This is a genomic window from Cupriavidus yeoncheonensis, from assembly GCF_905397275.1.
Lineage (GTDB): Bacteria > Pseudomonadota > Gammaproteobacteria > Burkholderiales > Burkholderiaceae > Cupriavidus > Cupriavidus yeoncheonensis.
This window is the reverse complement of the sequence record NZ_CAJPUY010000001.1, coordinates 176,489-192,060: the sequence shown is the minus strand read 5'-3', so window position 1 is coordinate 192,060 and position 15,572 is coordinate 176,489. Positions and strand designations below refer to the sequence as shown.

13 protein-coding genes are annotated in these 15,572 nt (G+C 65.4%); 5 read left to right on the top strand and 8 right to left on the bottom strand.

Annotated elements, in window-relative coordinates; genetic code table 11:
• The first annotated feature begins 38 nt into the window (after positions 1 to 38).
• Together KHO22_RS00855 and KHO22_RS00850 are read left to right on the top strand one after the other, a co-directional pair.
• A complete protein-coding gene (locus KHO22_RS00855) occupies positions 39 to 1,331 on the top strand; it encodes an HlyD/EmrA/EmrK family protein (protein ID WP_211945199.1) in 1,293 nt (430 codons plus the stop codon).
• A gap of 2 nt (positions 1,332 to 1,333) precedes the next feature.
• Positions 1,334 to 2,935, top strand: a complete 1,602-nt coding sequence (locus tag KHO22_RS00850; protein WP_230426690.1) for a DHA2 family efflux MFS transporter permease subunit — start codon at positions 1,334 to 1,336, stop codon at positions 2,933 to 2,935.
• A gap of 122 nt (positions 2,936 to 3,057) precedes the next feature.
• On the opposite strand, the gene KHO22_RS00845 is transcribed toward KHO22_RS00850, so the two are convergent.
• Positions 3,058 to 3,252 carry a DUF3606 domain-containing protein gene (locus tag KHO22_RS00845; RefSeq protein WP_211945198.1) on the bottom strand — a complete coding sequence of 65 codons (195 nt, stop codon included), beginning with the start codon at positions 3,250 to 3,252 and terminating at the stop codon, positions 3,058 to 3,060.
• A gap of 172 nt (positions 3,253 to 3,424) precedes the next feature.
• Here KHO22_RS00845 and KHO22_RS00840 point away from each other — a divergent pair, with 172 nt between their 5' ends.
• From KHO22_RS00840 to KHO22_RS00830, 3 genes are read left to right on the top strand one after another with little or no spacing between them, the layout of a single operon-like run.
• Positions 3,425 to 4,213 carry an IclR family transcriptional regulator gene (locus KHO22_RS00840; protein WP_211945197.1) on the top strand — a complete coding sequence of 263 codons (789 nt, stop codon included), beginning with the start codon at positions 3,425 to 3,427 and terminating at the stop codon, positions 4,211 to 4,213.
• 18 nt (positions 4,214 to 4,231) lie between these two features.
• Positions 4,232 to 4,936: a dipeptidase PepE gene (pepE, locus tag KHO22_RS00835; protein WP_211945196.1), complete on the top strand. Its 705-nt coding sequence runs from the start codon at positions 4,232 to 4,234 to the stop codon at positions 4,934 to 4,936.
• Positions 4,937 to 4,962: 26 nt separating this feature from the next.
• A complete protein-coding gene (locus tag KHO22_RS00830) occupies positions 4,963 to 5,886 on the top strand; it encodes a DUF1177 domain-containing protein (RefSeq protein WP_211945195.1) in 924 nt (307 codons plus the stop codon).
• A 263-nt stretch (positions 5,887 to 6,149) separates the two neighbouring features.
• Here the strand turns inward: KHO22_RS00830 and truB are convergent, their stop codons facing one another.
• The 7 genes from truB to scpB all read right to left on the bottom strand — a co-directional run bounded on the left by truB (position 6,150) and on the right by scpB (position 15,539).
• Entirely contained in the window at positions 6,150 to 7,097 is a 948-nt protein-coding gene (gene truB / locus KHO22_RS00820; protein WP_211945193.1) for a tRNA pseudouridine(55) synthase TruB, read from the bottom strand.
• Positions 7,098 to 7,168: 71 nt separating this feature from the next.
• On the bottom strand, positions 7,169 to 7,537 hold the full coding sequence (gene rbfA, locus KHO22_RS00815) for a 30S ribosome-binding factor RbfA (RefSeq protein ID WP_211945192.1): 369 nt from the start codon (positions 7,535 to 7,537) through the stop codon (positions 7,169 to 7,171).
• A gap of 59 nt (positions 7,538 to 7,596) precedes the next feature.
• Positions 7,597 to 10,485: a translation initiation factor IF-2 gene (infB, locus tag KHO22_RS00810; protein WP_211945191.1), complete on the bottom strand. Its 2,889-nt coding sequence runs from the start codon at positions 10,483 to 10,485 to the stop codon at positions 7,597 to 7,599.
• Positions 10,486 to 10,576: 91 nt separating this feature from the next.
• Positions 10,577 to 12,052 (bottom strand): transcription termination factor NusA, encoded by a 1,476-nt coding sequence (gene nusA / locus KHO22_RS00805; protein WP_211945190.1) that lies wholly within the window; start codon positions 12,050 to 12,052, stop codon positions 10,577 to 10,579.
• Entirely contained in the window at positions 12,049 to 12,537 is a 489-nt protein-coding gene (gene rimP, locus KHO22_RS00800) for a ribosome maturation factor RimP (protein ID WP_211945189.1), read from the bottom strand. The genes nusA and rimP overlap by 4 nt, the downstream gene beginning before the upstream one ends.
• A 279-nt stretch (positions 12,538 to 12,816) precedes the next feature.
• Positions 12,817 to 14,649 (bottom strand): 23S rRNA pseudouridine(2605) synthase RluB, encoded by a 1,833-nt coding sequence (gene rluB / locus KHO22_RS00795; protein ID WP_211945188.1) that lies wholly within the window; start codon positions 14,647 to 14,649, stop codon positions 12,817 to 12,819.
• A 5-nt stretch (positions 14,650 to 14,654) separates the two neighbouring features.
• The gene (gene scpB, locus KHO22_RS00790; protein ID WP_211945463.1) at positions 14,655 to 15,539 is read right to left on the bottom strand and encodes an SMC-Scp complex subunit ScpB; all 885 of its coding nucleotides are present in this window, start codon (positions 15,537 to 15,539) and stop codon (positions 14,655 to 14,657) included.
• Between the last annotated feature and the right edge of the window lie 33 nt (positions 15,540 to 15,572).

Genomic DNA, 15,572 nt, shown 5'->3' with positions numbered 1-15,572 from the left:
GCGCCTGTCATCGCAGAACAGATTCACGAGAGACCAAAATGAGCGACAACCAGCAAGCCGGCACCCCCAGCACTCCGGCGGCATCCGTCAACAACAATGGCAAGCGCAAGCGCCTGCTGCTTTCCCTGACCGCGGCCATCGTGGTGGCAGGCGTCGGCTATGGCGTGTACTGGGGCCTCTATGCGCGCCACTTCGAAAGCACCGACGATGCCTATGTCGCGGGCAACGTCGTGCAGGTGACGCCGCTCGTGGGCGGCACGGTGGTCTCCATCGCCGCCGACGACACGCAACTCGTCACGGCCGGCCAGCCGCTGATCCAGCTCGACCGCGCCGATACGCAGGTGGCACTTGAACAGGCCGAGGCCCAGTTGGCCCAGGCGGTGCGCGAAGTGCGCACGCTCTACGTCAACAACGGTTCGCTCGCGGCCAATGTGGCGCTGCGCGAGGCCGACGTCGCCAAGGCGCGCGATGACCTGCGCCGCCGCCAGGCCATCGCGGGCTCGGGCGCGGTGTCGAGCGAAGAAATCTCCCACGCTCAGGCCGCGCTCCAGGGCGCGCAGTCGTCCCTGCTCGCGGCACGCGAGCAGCTCGCCTCGAACAAGGTGCTGACCGACCAGACCACCGTTGAAAAGCACCCGAGCGTACAGCGCGCCGCGGCCAACCTGCGCTCGGCCTACCTGTCGTTCGTGCGCTCGACGATGCCGGCGCCGGTGACGGGTTACGTGGCCAAGCGTTCGGTGCAGGTCGGCCAGCGCGTGGCCGCCGGTGCGCCGCTGATGGCCGTCGTGCCGCTGGACCAGGTCTGGGTCGACGCCAACTTCAAGGAAGTGCAGATCACGCATATGCGTATCGGCCAGCCCGTGACGCTTGAAGCCGACGTCTATGGCTCGAAGGTCAAGTACACCGGCAAGGTAGAGGGCTTCTCGGCCGGTACCGGCTCCGCGTTCTCGCTGCTGCCGGCGCAGAACGCCACCGGCAACTGGATCAAGGTGGTGCAGCGCCTGCCGGTGCGCATTGCGCTTGACCCGCAGCAGCTCAAGGACCACCCGCTGCGCGTCGGCCTGTCGATGAACGTGACGGTCGACGTACGCAAGGAAGAAGGCGCCGCCCTGGTCAGCGCCACTGCTGCCAAGCCGATGCAGACGGACGTCTATGACAAGGTCGCGCAGGACGCCGACCAGCTGATCGCGCGCATCATCGCCGCGAACAACGGCGGCCGCCAGGTGGCGCCGGCAATCGGTGTACCGGCCAAGGGTGCACCGGTCAACAATGTTCCGGCCGACGACGCGGCGGCCAGCGCCGCCGTGGCACGGCCCTCCAACCGCGGCTGACCATGGCAGACACACTGGCCGTGGGTGAACGCGCCGGCGCCGCACCAAAGCCGCCGGCACGCCCGGTGCAGCCGCAGCCGCTCAGCGGCGGCAAGCTGGTGGTCGGCACCATCGCGCTGTCGCTGGCCACGTTCATGAACGTGCTGGATTCGTCGATCGCCAACGTATCGATTCCAGCCATCTCCGGCGACCTTGGCGTAGCGCCGAACCAGGGCACCTGGGTCATCACGTCGTTCGCGGTGGCCAACGCCATTTCCGTGCCGCTGACGGGCTGGCTCACCACGCGCTTCGGCGCGGTGCGCCTGTTCATCACGTCGATCCTGCTGTTCGTGCTGTCGTCCTGGCTGTGCGGCGTGGCGCCCAACCTGGAAACGCTGCTGGCAGCGCGTGTCCTGCAGGGCGCGGTGGCCGGACCGATGATCCCGCTGTCGCAGTCCCTGCTGTTGTCGAGCTACCCGCCGCAGAAGAGCACGATGGCGCTCGCGCTGTGGGGCATGACCACGCTGGTGGCGCCCATCATGGGCCCGCTGCTCGGTGGCTGGATCTCGGACAACATGACATGGCCGTGGATCTTCTACATCAACGTGCCGGTAGGCCTGCTCACCGCGTACGCCACGTGGGCCATCTACAAGGACCGCGAAACCCCGACCAAGGTGCTGCCGATCGACCGCATCGGGCTGTCGCTGCTGGTGATCTGGGTGGGCTCGATGCAGCTCATGCTCGACAAGGGCAAGGAGCTCGACTGGTTCCACTCGCCCGAGATCGTGGTGCTCGCGCTGGTGGCCGTGCTCGGCTTCCTGTTCTTCCTGGTGTGGGAGACCTACGAGAAGCATCCGATCGTCGACATCACGCTGTTCAAGGGCCGGAACTTCAGCTCGGGCGTGGTGGCGATCTCGGTGGCTTACGGGCTGTTCTTCGGCAACCTGGTGATCCTGCCGCTGTGGCTGCAGACCATCGTGGGCTACACGGCCACGGATGCCGGCATCGTGATGGCGCCGGTCGGAATCTTCGCGATCCTGCTGTCGCCGTTGATCGGGCGCAACCTGCCCAGGATGGATGCCCGCTGGGTCGCCACGGCCGCATTCGTCACGTTCGGTATCGTGAGCCTGATGCGGGCGGGCTTCACCACGCAGGTAGATACCCGCACGCTGATGATCCCCACGCTGATCCAGGGTGCGGCCATGGCGATGTTCTTCATCCCGCTTACCTCGATCATCCTGTCCGGCCAGCCGCCGGAGAAGATCCCCGCCGCATCGGGCTTGTCGAATTTCGTGCGGATCACGTTTGGCGGCATCGGCGCGTCGATCTCCACCACCGTGTGGGAAAATCGCACCGCCCTGCACCACGCCCAACTGGTGGAGAAGGTCAATCCCTACAATCCGGCCTACTCGGACCAGCTTCATCACCTGATGCAGATGGGCATGAGCCAGGCCCAGGCGGTAGGCGTAATGGAGCGCAACATCAGCCAGCAGGCGGCGATGCTTGGCGCCAATGACATCTTCTGGATCTCGGGCGTCCTGTTCTTCGTGCTGATCGGCTTTGTCTGGCTCACCAAGCCGGCCAAGGGCGGTGCCGGGGCTGATGCAGCAGCCGGCGCACATTAACGGAAACGGTCACCGACAGTGCGCTCCATGCAAAAAGGCCACGTGCCCCGGTCAGACCCGGAAGCGCGTGGCCTTTTTTCTCAGGGCCTGCCCCGCCTCGGGCCGGCCCCTGCTCGTCGCCGCTAACTTGCCCCGGTCTGCCCGGCCTCCAGCCGGGCCCGGACTGCGGCGATATGCTCTCCCGCCACGTCCACGGCCTCCTCCAGGGCGCTCTCGGTACACCCCAACTCACGGCACCAGTACTGCACCTCAATCGGGTCCATCAGGTTGATGCGGCCCGGATCCAGGGGCCGGAACTGGTTAATCTGTTCGCTCATGCTGCCTCCTGTTACCTCTGGCCTTCACACGGCTCTTGCATTGTAGGCGAGCGATCGCCCGCCGCCGGGAATCTGCCCGCTTGAATTCGCACTCCCATCGGACTACCATTTCAGAACCGTTTGTGGAACCATGGTTCCACAAAATGGAACCCAAAAGTTTGGGAGCGCTGCAGTGAGCATTCTGGAAGGCGTGGAAAGCGTGCTTGGCATGTTCGGCGAAGGCCGCCACGAAATCAGTTTCAACGACGTCATGGACGAGTTCGGCCTGGCCAAGAGTTCGGCCTCGCGGCTGCTCGCGCAGATGGTCCGCTACCGGCTGCTGGACCTGCATCCCGCCACGCGTCGCTACCGGCCCGGCATGCTGCTGATTCGCGCGGCCCAGGCGGCCACGCAAGCACATCCGCTCGACCAACAATGCCGCGAGATCCTGGCCACGCTGTCCGACTCGACCGGGTTCACCGCCTACCTGTCGATGCTCGATGGTACGGACACCGTGGTGCTGCAGCGCCTGAACGGGAGCAACCCGGTGCAGGTACTGTCACCGCCCGGCGCGCGCCGCCCTGCCTTCACCACCGCAATGGGCCGCGTGCTCCTGTCTCGCCTGACGGAAGCGGAGTTCCACGCGCGCTATGGTGTCGCGGGCGACACCAGCCTGCCGCAAGCCCCCGCAGGCTGCCCCGCCACGGTCGGCGAGTTGCGCGAACGCGTGGCGACGGCGCTCCACGAGCGCAGCGCCGTGGCCATCAACGAAGGCATGCCGGGCATTGGCGCCGTGGCCACGACGCTGGCGGACCCCGTCTCCGGCGACGTGCGCGGCCTGTGCCTGTCGTTCACCGCCATGCAGGTCAGCCAGGCGCAGGCCGCGACACTGCGCGACACACTCGTGCGCGCCGTGGCATCGGTCGGGCAGCGCATCGGCGATCCACTCTGGCGGGCCGCCGGCAACGCGATCTCGCGATAACGCACCGCATCGATACTCATGGACCTCCTCCTGCTGAGCAACTCCACCGGCGACGCCGGCTACCTCGCGCACGCTCGCGATGCCATCACCGAACTGGCCGTGGGCTGCAAGACCGCATGTTTCGTGCCGTTCGCCGGCGTGACGCGCGACTGGGATACCTATGAAGCGCTGGTCAGGGATGCCTTGTCACCCATGGGCATCCAAGTACGGTCACTGCATCACGCAGCCGATGCGGAAGCGGCGCGCCAGGTCATCGACATGGCGAAGCTGATCGTTGTCGGCGGCGGCAATACCTTCCGGCTACTGCAATGCCTGCGCGAGCGCGACCTGCTTGCCCCTATCGCCGCAAGGATTCGCTCGGGCGGTGCACGCTATGTCGGCTGGAGCGCCGGCGCCAACCTTGCCTGCCCCACGATCTGCACGACCAACGATATGCCGGTCGCCAATCCGGGCGGACTCGATGCGCTTGGATTAGTGGAATTCCAGATCAACCCGCACTACTTCAACGTGGTGCTACCTGGCTTTTGCGGCGAAACGCGCGATCAGCGGCTGGCCGAGTTCACCACGCTGCATCCCAAGGTGCCCGTACTGGGCCTGCCGGAAGGCAACTGGATCCGCGTTCGCAGCGCGCGCATGGACCTGGGAGGAGCGCATACGTCGCGCTGGTTCCTGGGCGCCCGGATCCAGGACGTGCAACCTGGCCCCTTGTCACTGCCGCTCTGAAACCCCTCGCGGAAACGGAATCCCGAATGTCCATCAAGCAGGTGATTGAGTCGATCGAACTGCTGTCGGCGGGCAACGTCGACGGCGAGCGCGTGGCCGCGCTGCTGCGCGCGCGCGGCGTTGGCGACGTTACCGTGACACGGGTCGAGGAAAACGGCCTGTACACCGACTTCCTTGCGTGCACGCTGCCGGGTCTCGACCCCGACCTGCCCGCGCTTGGCGTGGTGGGCCGGCTAGGTGGCGTGGGCGCGCGCCCGGCCGTGACCGGACTCGTGTCGGATGCCGATGGCGCCATCGTCGCCGTGGCCTGCGCGCTGAAGCTGGCCGACATGGCGGCCACCGGCGATATTCTGCCCGGGCCCGTGCGCATCCACACGCATATCTGCCCGCACGCCGCCACGCGGCCGCACCAGCCGGTGCCGATGATGAAATCGCCGTTCGCCATGCGCACGATGATGTCGCACGAAGTGCATCCACGCATGGCGGCGATCCTGTCGGTCGACGCCACGCGCGGTAACCGTCTCGTCAACCGGCGTGGTGTCGCGTTGACACCGGTCGCGAAGCAAGGCTGGCTGCTGCGGCTGCCCGAGCGGATGCTGGACCTGATGGGCTGGGTCAGCGGCGAACTGCCGCTGGTGCTGCCACTGACTACGCAGGACATCACGCCGTATGAAAACGGCCTGTGGCACATCAACTCCATCATGCAGCCCGCCATCGCCACCTCTGCGCCGGTGGTCGGGGTGGCCCTGACGGCGCAGACGACGGTGCCTGGCTGTGCCACGGGTGCGACCAATGCCTTCGACCTCGACGTGGCCACGCGCTTCTGCATCGAGGTAGCCAAGCTGTTCGGCTCCGGGCAATGCGCCTTCTACGACGATGCCGAATGGGCCGAACTGCAGCGGCGCTACGGTTCGCTGGCCCACCTGCAGACCGTGGGACACGCGCCATGAATACATCGGCCGCCCTTTTTTTGCCTCGCGTAGCGTTCGTCACCATCGGAACCTGCCCAAGCCGGTTGTGGCCCGCTATAACCAGGCCCTGGTAAGGGCGCTGGCCAATCCGGAGGTAAGGAGGAAGATGGCCGAGTTCGGATCGGAGCCCGTCGGCGAGGCGCCCGAGCATTTCACGAGCTTCCTCGTGCAGGACCGGAAGATGTGGGCCGACGTCATCCAGTCGGCCAGGATCACACTGGAGTGAGGTTGCGGCAAGGCGCTCAGAGGCGCACCAGCCGCTCGGGCCGCAAGGCACCTTCGCGCATGCGCGCCACGCCCAGCAGGCGCGACGGCTCGCCGCCATAGACGCGGGCCAGCGTGCCCTCTTGCGGCGCGCTGCCTGCCGGCAGGTCCCGCTGCGCAATGCGCTGGCCCTGCAGGAACCGTGCGCTCGCTTCGGCATCAAGCGTGACGGACGGGCAACGTTGCAGCAGGGCGTCGACGGGCGCGAGCATAGTCGGTCGCGCCTCGTCCGGCTGTGCGTCGATCTGTTCCAGGGTCACGGCGCCATCCAGCGTCAGGTCACCGACCGCGATGCGGCGCAGGCCGGTCAGGTGCGCGCCGCATCCCAGTGCCTCGCCAATGTCCTCGGCGAGGGTACGGATGTATGTGCCCTTGCTGCATTTCACGCGCATCGTGAAGGCCGGCGCCTGCGGCAACGCGCAGTCGAGGATGTCGATCGCATGAATCGTGACGCGCCGGGCCGGGCGCTCCACTGTCTGTCCGGCGCGCGCGTATTCGTACAGCGGACGCCCGTCCTTCTTGAGCGCCGAATGCATCGGGGGAATCTGGTCAATCTCGCCCATGAAGCGGGCGATCGCTGCATCGAGCGCGGCGCGGTCGCAAGTGACCGGACGTTCCGCCAGTACCTCGCCTTCGGCGTCGCCCGTCGTCGTCTTCTGCCCGAGCCGGACGACCGCCTCGTAGGTCTTGTCGGCCTCCAGCAGGTCCTGCGAGAACTTGGTCGCCTCGCCGAAGCAAAGCGGAAGCAGGCCGGTGGCGAGCGGGTCGAGCGTGCCGGTGTGGCCGGCCTTGAGCGCTCGCAGCAGCCGCTTGGCGCGCACCAGCGCATCGTTTGAGGACAGCCCGAGCGGCTTGTCGAGCAGCAGCACGCCGTGCACCTCGCGGCGCGGCAGCCGGGGCGGACGGTTATTGGCGGAATCGGTCATGGGAACAATGCAGGGCGGCGGGCGTGTTGCCCGCGCCGGGACTGTGCTTTCCGGCGCGGCCGGAATCAGTATCAGTCGTCGTTGGAACGCGTGGCGTTCGCTTCGTTGATCAGCTTGGACATCTCGATCGCATGTTCGACCGATGTGTCGTGATAGAACCGCAGCGTCGGCACGGTATGGATATGCAGGCGCTTGTAGAGCAACGAGTGCAGGTAGCCCGCCTTCTCGTTCAGGATCGCGGCCGCTTCAACGGCATCGGCGCCGAGCACCGTGAAGTAGACCTTGGCGTGCGCATAGTCCGGCGTGAGCGTCACGGACTGCAGCGTGATCAGTCCGAGGCGCGGATCGCGCAGCTCGCGCTGGATCATCTCGGCCAGGTCCTTCTGGATCTGGTCGGAGATGCGCAGGTTACGGGAGGAAATACTGCCTTTCTTGGCCATTCAATACCGTCTTATCGAGACGACAGCGGCGGGCCGAAGCCCGCCGCTGTTGCGCCGCCTTACAGCGTGCGCGCCACCTCGGTGATTTCGTACACTTCGAGCTGGTCGCCTTCCTGAACATCGTTGAAGTTCTTGATCGACAGACCGCACTCGAAGCCTTGCTTGACTTCCTTGACGTCGTCCTTGAATCGCTTGAGCGAGTCGAGTTCGCCGCTGTGGATGACCACGTTGTTGCGCAGCACGCGCACCAGCGAGGTCCGCTTGACCAGACCGTCGGTGACCATACAGCCAGCCACTGCGCCAATCTTCGGCACGCGGAACACCTGGCGCACCTCGACCTGGCCGATCGTGGTCTCGCGCTTCTCCGGTGCCAGCATGCCCGACATGGCCGCCTTGATCTCGTCTACCGCATCGTAAATGATGTTGTAGTAACGGATGTCGATACCATGGTTCTCGGCCAGCTTGCGCGCACCAGCGTCGGCACGCACGTTGAAGCCGATGATGACAGCCTTGGAAGCAGTCGCCAGGTTGACGTCCGATTCCGAGATGCCACCCACGCCGGCATGCACCATCTGCACGCGTACTTCCTCGGTCGACAGCTTGAGCAGCGACTGCACCAGCGCTTCCTGCGAACCCTGCACGTCGGCCTTCACGATCAACGGCAGCATCTGGACGTCGCCTTCGCTCATCTGCTCCAGCATCGTTTCCAGCTTGGCCGCCTGCTGCTTGGCCAGCTTCACGTCGCGGAACTTGCCCTGGCGGAACAGCGCGATTTCGCGCGCCTTGCGCTCGTCCGGCAGCACCAGCACTTCTTCACCGGCAGCCGGGACTTCCGACAGACCCTGGATTTCCACCGGGATCGACGGGCCGGCTTCCTTGGTCGGCTTGCCGTTTTCGTCCAGCATGGCACGCACGCGGCCATAAGCACTACCGGCCAGCACCACATCGCCACGCTTGAGCGTGCCGCTGCTTACCAGGATCGTCGCGATCGGGCCCTTGCCCTTGTCGAGCTGGGCTTCCACCACCAGACCCTTGGCCGGCGCGTCGACCGGTGCCTTCAGCTCCAGGACTTCGGCCTGCAGCGACACCTGCTCCAGCAGGTCGTCGATGCCGGCACCGGTCTTGGCCGACACCGGCACGAACGGCGAATCACCACCGTACTCTTCTGGCAACACCTGCTCGGCCACCAACTCCTGCTTGACACGGTCGGGGTTGGCATCCGGCTTGTCCATCTTGTTGATCGCCACGACGATCGGCACCCCGGCAGCCTTGGCATGCGCAATGGCTTCCTTGGTCTGCGGCATCACGCCGTCGTCGGCCGCGACCACCAGGATCACGATGTCGGTGGCCTTGGCACCGCGGGCACGCATGGCCGTGAAGGCCTCGTGACCCGGGGTATCCAGGAACGTAATCACGCCACGGTCGGTTTCCACATGGTAGGCACCGATGTGCTGCGTAATGCCGCCGGCTTCGCCCGCGGCAACCTTGGTGCGGCGGATGTAATCCAGCAGCGAGGTCTTGCCGTGGTCGACGTGACCCATTACGGTCACCACCGGCGGACGCGGCAATTGCTCGGCATCCGTGTGTTCTTCACCGTCCACCACCAGCAGCGCTTCCGGATCGTCCAGCTTGGCGGCGAACGCCTTGTGGCCCATTTCTTCCACCACGATCATGGCGGTTTCCTGGTCCAGCACCTGGTTGATCGTCACCATCTGGCCGAGCTTCATCATCTGCTTGATGACCTCGGATGCCTTCACGGCCATCTTGTGGGCGAGATCCGCCACCGAGACGGTTTCCGGCACGTGCACTTCGCGCACCACGGGTTCGGTCGGCGCCTGGAAGTTACTGCGACCGTCATCGTCACGCTGATGACGACCACCGCGGCCACGCGGACCACCGCGCCAGCCGCCCACGCCACCCGACGAATCGCCGCGTGTCTTCAGGCCGCCCTTCTTGCCGCGCGCGCCTTCATCCTTCCATCCTGGAGCACCAGGCTTGCCGGTCTTCTTGTCGACCGTCGTGCTGGGTGCTGCAGCGGTGACTGGTTTCTTGTCGTCCTTCTTGGCTTCGGCCGGGGCGCCCGCCGGCTTGACCGGCTTGTGCAGCGTACCGGTCTGCTCGGCCTTCTTCTCCTCGGCCTTGCGCTCGGACGGTGCCTTGAGCACACGCGCCGGTGCATTCAGCATCTGCTGGATGGCACGGGCTTCGGCTTCAGCAGCCTCACGGCGCTTGCGTGCGGCGTCCTGCTGTTCCACCCGCGCCTTGTCGGCGGCAGCCTTCGCATCGTCGGCAGCCTTCTGCGCGACCGCGCGCTCGGCGGCAACGCGTGCCTGCTCGCCCTCGGCCTTCTTGCGTGAAGCGTCTTCGGCGGCCTCGTTCACGGCACGCGCGGCAGCAGCTTCCTCCTCGGCCTTTTTGGCGAGCAGATCATTCTGGCGCTGCTGTTCGGCTTCCAGTGCCTCCTGCTTCGCACGGCGCTCGGCTTCCTCGCGCTCGGCCGCCTCGCGGGCCGCCTTCGCTTCGGCTTCCTGGCGTGCCAGAAGTTCGGCCTGATGGCGCGCCTCTTCCTCGCGGCGCGCCTGTTCGGCGGCGTCGGCCACCGCAGATTGCGGCTCCGTCTCGTCGTGATGGTCGGGCGCCGCTTCGTCGCGCTTGACCAGCACGCGCTTCTTGCGCACCTCGACCTGGACGGTGCGCGTCTTGCCGGTGGAGTCGGCCTGACGGATTTCGGAAGTTTCGCGCTTGGTCAGCGTGATCTTCTTGCGCGCGCTGTCATCGGCCTGGCCGTGCGAGCGCTTCAGATAGTCCAGCAGGCTGGTCTTATCCGATTCCGTAACAATATCTTCTGGCGTCGCCTTGGCCACCCCAGCCGCCTGCAATTGTTCCAGCAGGGCAGCTGCGCTGCGACTCAGTTCTGCGGCCAGTTGGGCAACTGTTGTGCTTGCCATTCAAACCCTTTCAATGCTTGGTTTCTTCGTCGGGACAAATCGTATGTGGAAAGCGCGTCCGGTAATGTAGTCACATGCCCGGACGTGTCCCTCAGTTAAACCAATGTTCCCGTGCCTTCATGATCAGCGCCTTGGCTTCTTCCTCGCTGACGCCTGTCATCTCGACCAGTTCGTCGACGGCCAGTTCTGCCAGGTCGTCACGCGTATGGATATCGCCTTCGGCCAGTTTGCCGATCAGTTCCGGGTTGAGGCCGTCGAGCGAGCGCAGGTCTTGCGACACCTCTTCCACCTTTTCTTCCCGGGCCAGTTCCATCGTCAGGAGCGCATCACGTGCGCGGTTGCGCAGCTCGTTGACGGTGTCTTCATCAAACGCCTCGATTTCCATCATTTCACTGATGGGAACGTAGGCCACTTCTTCCAGCGTGGAGAATCCTTCGTCAATCAGGATGTCCGCCACTTCCTCGTCCACGTCCAGCTTGGCCATGAACAGCTTGCGCACGACATCGCTTTCCTCAGCCTGCTTGGCCGCCGACTCTTCCTGCGTCATGATGTTGATCTGCCAGCCGGTCAGTTCGGACGCCAGGCGCACGTTCTGACCACTGCGACCAATGGCCACGGCGAGATTTTCCTCGTCGACGACCACATCCATGCTGTGCTTTTCCTCATCCACGACGATCGACTGCACCTGCGCCGGCGCCAGCGCGCCGATCACGAACTGCGCCGGATCTTCCGACCACAGCACGATGTCCACGGCTTCGCCGCCGATCTCGTTGCGAACGGCCGTCACGCGCGTGCCGCGCACGCCCACGCAGGTACCGATCGGATCGATACGCTTGTCATGCGCCACTACGGCGATCTTGGCACGCACACCCGGGTCGCGGGCTGCCGCCTTGATCTCTAGCAGGCCTTCTTCCATTTCGGGCACTTCGTTCTCGAAGAGCTTGATCAGGAACTCGGGCGCGGTGCGCGACAGCTCGATCTGCGGGCCACGCGCCGCGCGATCCACGTTCAGGATATACGCACGGACACGGTCGCCGGTGCGCAGATTTTCCTTCGGGATGATCTGGTCACGTGCCAGCAGCGCCTCCACGCGACCGGATTCGACGATCAGGCCCTTCTTGTCGGCACGCTTGACCGTGCCGGTCATGATCTTCTCGCCGCGATCGAGATAATCGTTCAGGATCTGCTCGCGCTCGGCGTCGCGGATGCGCTGCAGGATCACCTGCTTTGCTGCCTGCGCGCCGATGCGGCCGAATTCGACCGATTCGATCTGCTGCTCGACGTAGTCGTCCAGCTCGACGCTCGGGTTGTCATCGCGCGCCTCGAACAGCAGGATCTCCTTGTCCGGCTCCTGCAGGCCCTGATCGTCAGGGACGACAAGCCAGCGGCGGAATGTCTCATGCTCGCCCGTTTCGCGGTCGATCGCGACACGGATATCCACGTCTTCCTCGAAACGCTTCTTGGTCGCCGAGGCCAGTGCAGCCTCCAGCGCGCCGAATACCACATCCTTGTCGACGTTCTTTTCACGCGCAAGCGCATCGACGAGCAACAGAACTTCGCGGCTCATTGCTTGTTCCCTTTTCTTTGATTTCCTTTGAAGTCGATCACCGGCACCAGACGTGCCTTGTCGACATCAGATACAGTGAACTCCAGCAGCGCCGGACCGTCCTTGCCCTCGAACTCCAGGCCAACCTTCTCTGCGCCGTCATCACCAGTCGGTGCGCGCAGAATGCCCGTGAAGTTCTTTTGCCCATTGACAGGCAGGCGCAGCGTCACGCGCGCTTCCGCCCCGGCGAAGCGGGCATAGTCGGCCAGCTTCTTCAGCGGCCGGTCCAACCCCGGCGAGGAGACTTCTAGCCGTTCGTAATCGACGTTTTCGACGGTCAACACGTGCGTCAACTGCCGGCTCACCTTCTCGCAATCCTCGATGACGATGCCGGTTTCAGGCTGATCGATATAGACACGCAACAGTCCGGCCGGAGCACGTTCGAGCTCAACCAGCTCATATCCCATGCCGTTAAGGGTGGTTTCGATCAAATCTGCCAGATGCACTGTATTCCCAAGTAATGGCCATCGACTTCAGGGCAGGCTGGCTTGCCTGCCCCGCCTGGGACGACATGGGCACAGCCACCTGCCAGTCAGCCTCCGGCGCACATGCGTCAAACGGGCGAACCAAAAAAAAATGGGCACAATGCCCATCATTCGCCCACCCTCCAGGAGGATGACTTTTTGAATAGACTTTAATTATACGCAGATTATGTCCAAAAGGCAAAAGGGCATGTATCGACGCCTCACTAAGCCCCGGCAACTGGTGGCCGCCGGGGTTTCCGCTTAGCGGTTTCCCCCTCGGTTTCCGCCTCGGTTCCCGCCGCGGTTGCCACCGCCAGCGCCCCCTGTGCCGCCGCCCTTCCCTCGGCCCGGGCGATTACCACCGCCGCCCTTTCCAGCCCCCGGCATCACATTGCCGTTGACTTCACCACCGCGACGTTGCGGCCGGCCTTGACCACCGGCACCTGCGGCCGCACCGCCGCGTCCCGCACCTCCGGCGCGTCCGCCACCCTGTCCGCGTGCGCCACCCAGATTCGCTGCGTGCGACGTCAGCACCGTCGGGCCATGGGTGATGTAGCCCATTGACGTCCGCATCGGATCAGGCTGGCCGCGGCCCGCGCCGCCCTTGTCGACACGCGGCAGGCCGTCCATGCCGGTATGCATGGGCATGCCCGCGATCGCCGCCTCGGTGCGCGCCTTGCGTCCACCGACCTTGGTCACGCCCTTGCCACCCTGCTCGCCCTTGCCCGGCACCTTCAGGCCGACGGCAGCCATCATGGTCCTGACTTCCGTTGCCTCCAGCTCCTGCCAACGGCCGCGCTTCAGTCCGCGCGGCAGCAGGAACTGTCCGTAACGGGTGCGGATCAGGCGCGACACCGTCAGGCCGACCGCCTCGAACATGCGACGCACCTCACGGTTACGCCCCTCGGTCAGCGCCACGTGATACCACTGGTTCACGCCTTCGCCACCGCCATCCGCAATGCGCAGGAAGTTGGCCTCGCCGTCATCGAGCTTGATGCCATGGAGCAGGCGCTGGCGATCGGCCTCGGCCAGTTCGCCCAGCGTACGCACCGCGTACTCGCGCTCCACGCCATAGCGCGGATGCATGAAACGATTGGCAATGTCGCCCGAAGTCGTAAAGATCAGCAGGCCTTCGGTATTGAAATCCAGGCGGCCTACCGCGACCCACTTGCCGGTCTTCATGCGCGGCAGGTTGTCGAACACGGTCGGACGGCCTTCGGGATCCGACTGGCTGACGATCTCTCCGGCCGGCTTGTGATACAGCAGCACACGCGGAGGCTTGGAAGAAATCCTGCGATGGATCAGCTTGCCGTTCACCCGTACCTGATCGGCCGGCAGGATCCGCTGGCCGATATGCGCGGGCAATCCGTTGACGGAAACACGGCCCTGCAGGATCAGCTCTTCCATTTCCCGGCGCGAGCCCAGGCCACCTTCGGCCAGGACCTTGTGCAGCTTCGGCGCATCGTCGTCCGCCGACAGTTCGCGCACCGGCTTGGCCTTGGTGCGGGGGATGACGGTGTCTTCGTCGTCGTACTGATCCGAGATAACGAAGCGGAACAGGTCTTCGCTGCCCGCGGCCGCCTTGTCGACGCCGGCCGGTCCCTTCCGTTGCGGCTGACCACCCTTGCGCGGGCCCTGCTGCCGGCCTGCGGACTGGACCTCGCCTTCCGGTGTGGCCCTGGCAGTACGCTGGCCCTGCGGCTTGCGCTTGCGCCCCGCCGGCTCTGCCTTCTCGCCGCGCTCCTGTCCGGCCTGACCGGCTTCCCGGGCCGGTGCATTTTCCGCCTTGGCCGGCTTGCGCTTGCCGCGGCCACGCGGAGCGGCACGCCCGCCGGGTTCGCCGGCAGCCTTGCTCTCGCCCGCATCGCCCTGGGCGCCAGACTCGGCTCCCTCGGCACGATTGCCGTCTCGATCCTGCCCGCCCTGCCGGCGCGAAGCCACGAGGTTGCGCAAGCCGCGCCTCAGCCCCTTCCGGCGCGGCGCCGTATCGGTGCCTGACCCGGGTTCTGCTGCGCCATCGGCAGCCGGTGTCCCGGTTGCCCGGGAGTCTTGTTCAACGGAATCAGACAAAGTATTCACTATCGGATGTTGCATATTGTTCAGTTGGGCACGCGCTCATCGTGCTCGCTCGCGTGCGGCGGCGCAGTATCGTCGCCGGATGAATTGCCGCCGTCGTGGTTGCCCGGCGCGCTTTCGGCATGGAAGCCATTTGCCTCGGTCACGGCCGACGCGAGATCCGCCACTTGCATGGCGTCGGCGCTGGCCTGCTCTACGGCCCCGGCTTCGTCAGCCGGCTCCTCGCCAGCAACCGGAGGCACTCCGGTGCCCTCGGCAACATCGGTCGCTTCGCCGGCCGGCGAAACGGCCTTCGGTTCAGGGAAGGCCTCCTCGTCGCCAGCCACCGGCTGCGCCGCTGCCATCTCTTCAAAATCAATCGCCTGCTGGTCCAGCAGCGTGACCTGCGCCTGCGCCTGGGCGTCCTCGAGCGGAGGCAGCTCATCGAGCGTGCGCAGACCAAGGTCGTCGAGGAATGCCTTGGTGGTCGCATAGAGCGCCGGCCGGCCTGGCACATCGCGGTGGCCGATGACCTCGATCCAGCCGCGGTCTTCCAGCTTCTTGACCACCTCAGTGCTGACCGTCACACCTCGGATTTCCTCGATGTCGCCACGCGTCACCGGCTGACGGTAGGCAATAATCGCCAGCGTCTCCATGACGGCCCGGGAGTACTTGGGCGGCTTCTCAGGATTGAGGCGATCAAGGTATTCCCGCATCTCCGGCCGGCTCTGGAAACGCCAGCCACTGGCCAGCGCCACCAACTCGACCCCGCGCTGGCGCCAGTCCTGGCGCAGTTCATCGAGCAGGACCCGGACAGTGTCCGCGCCGACATCGTCGGCAAACAGCCGACGCAGGTCACCTATGCGCAAGGGCTCCTGCGCACAGATCAGCGCAGTCTCGAGGACGATTTTCGCCTCTTGGGTATTCATGTTGGGTGTGCAGCCTGTCTTTGCACCTGCTCC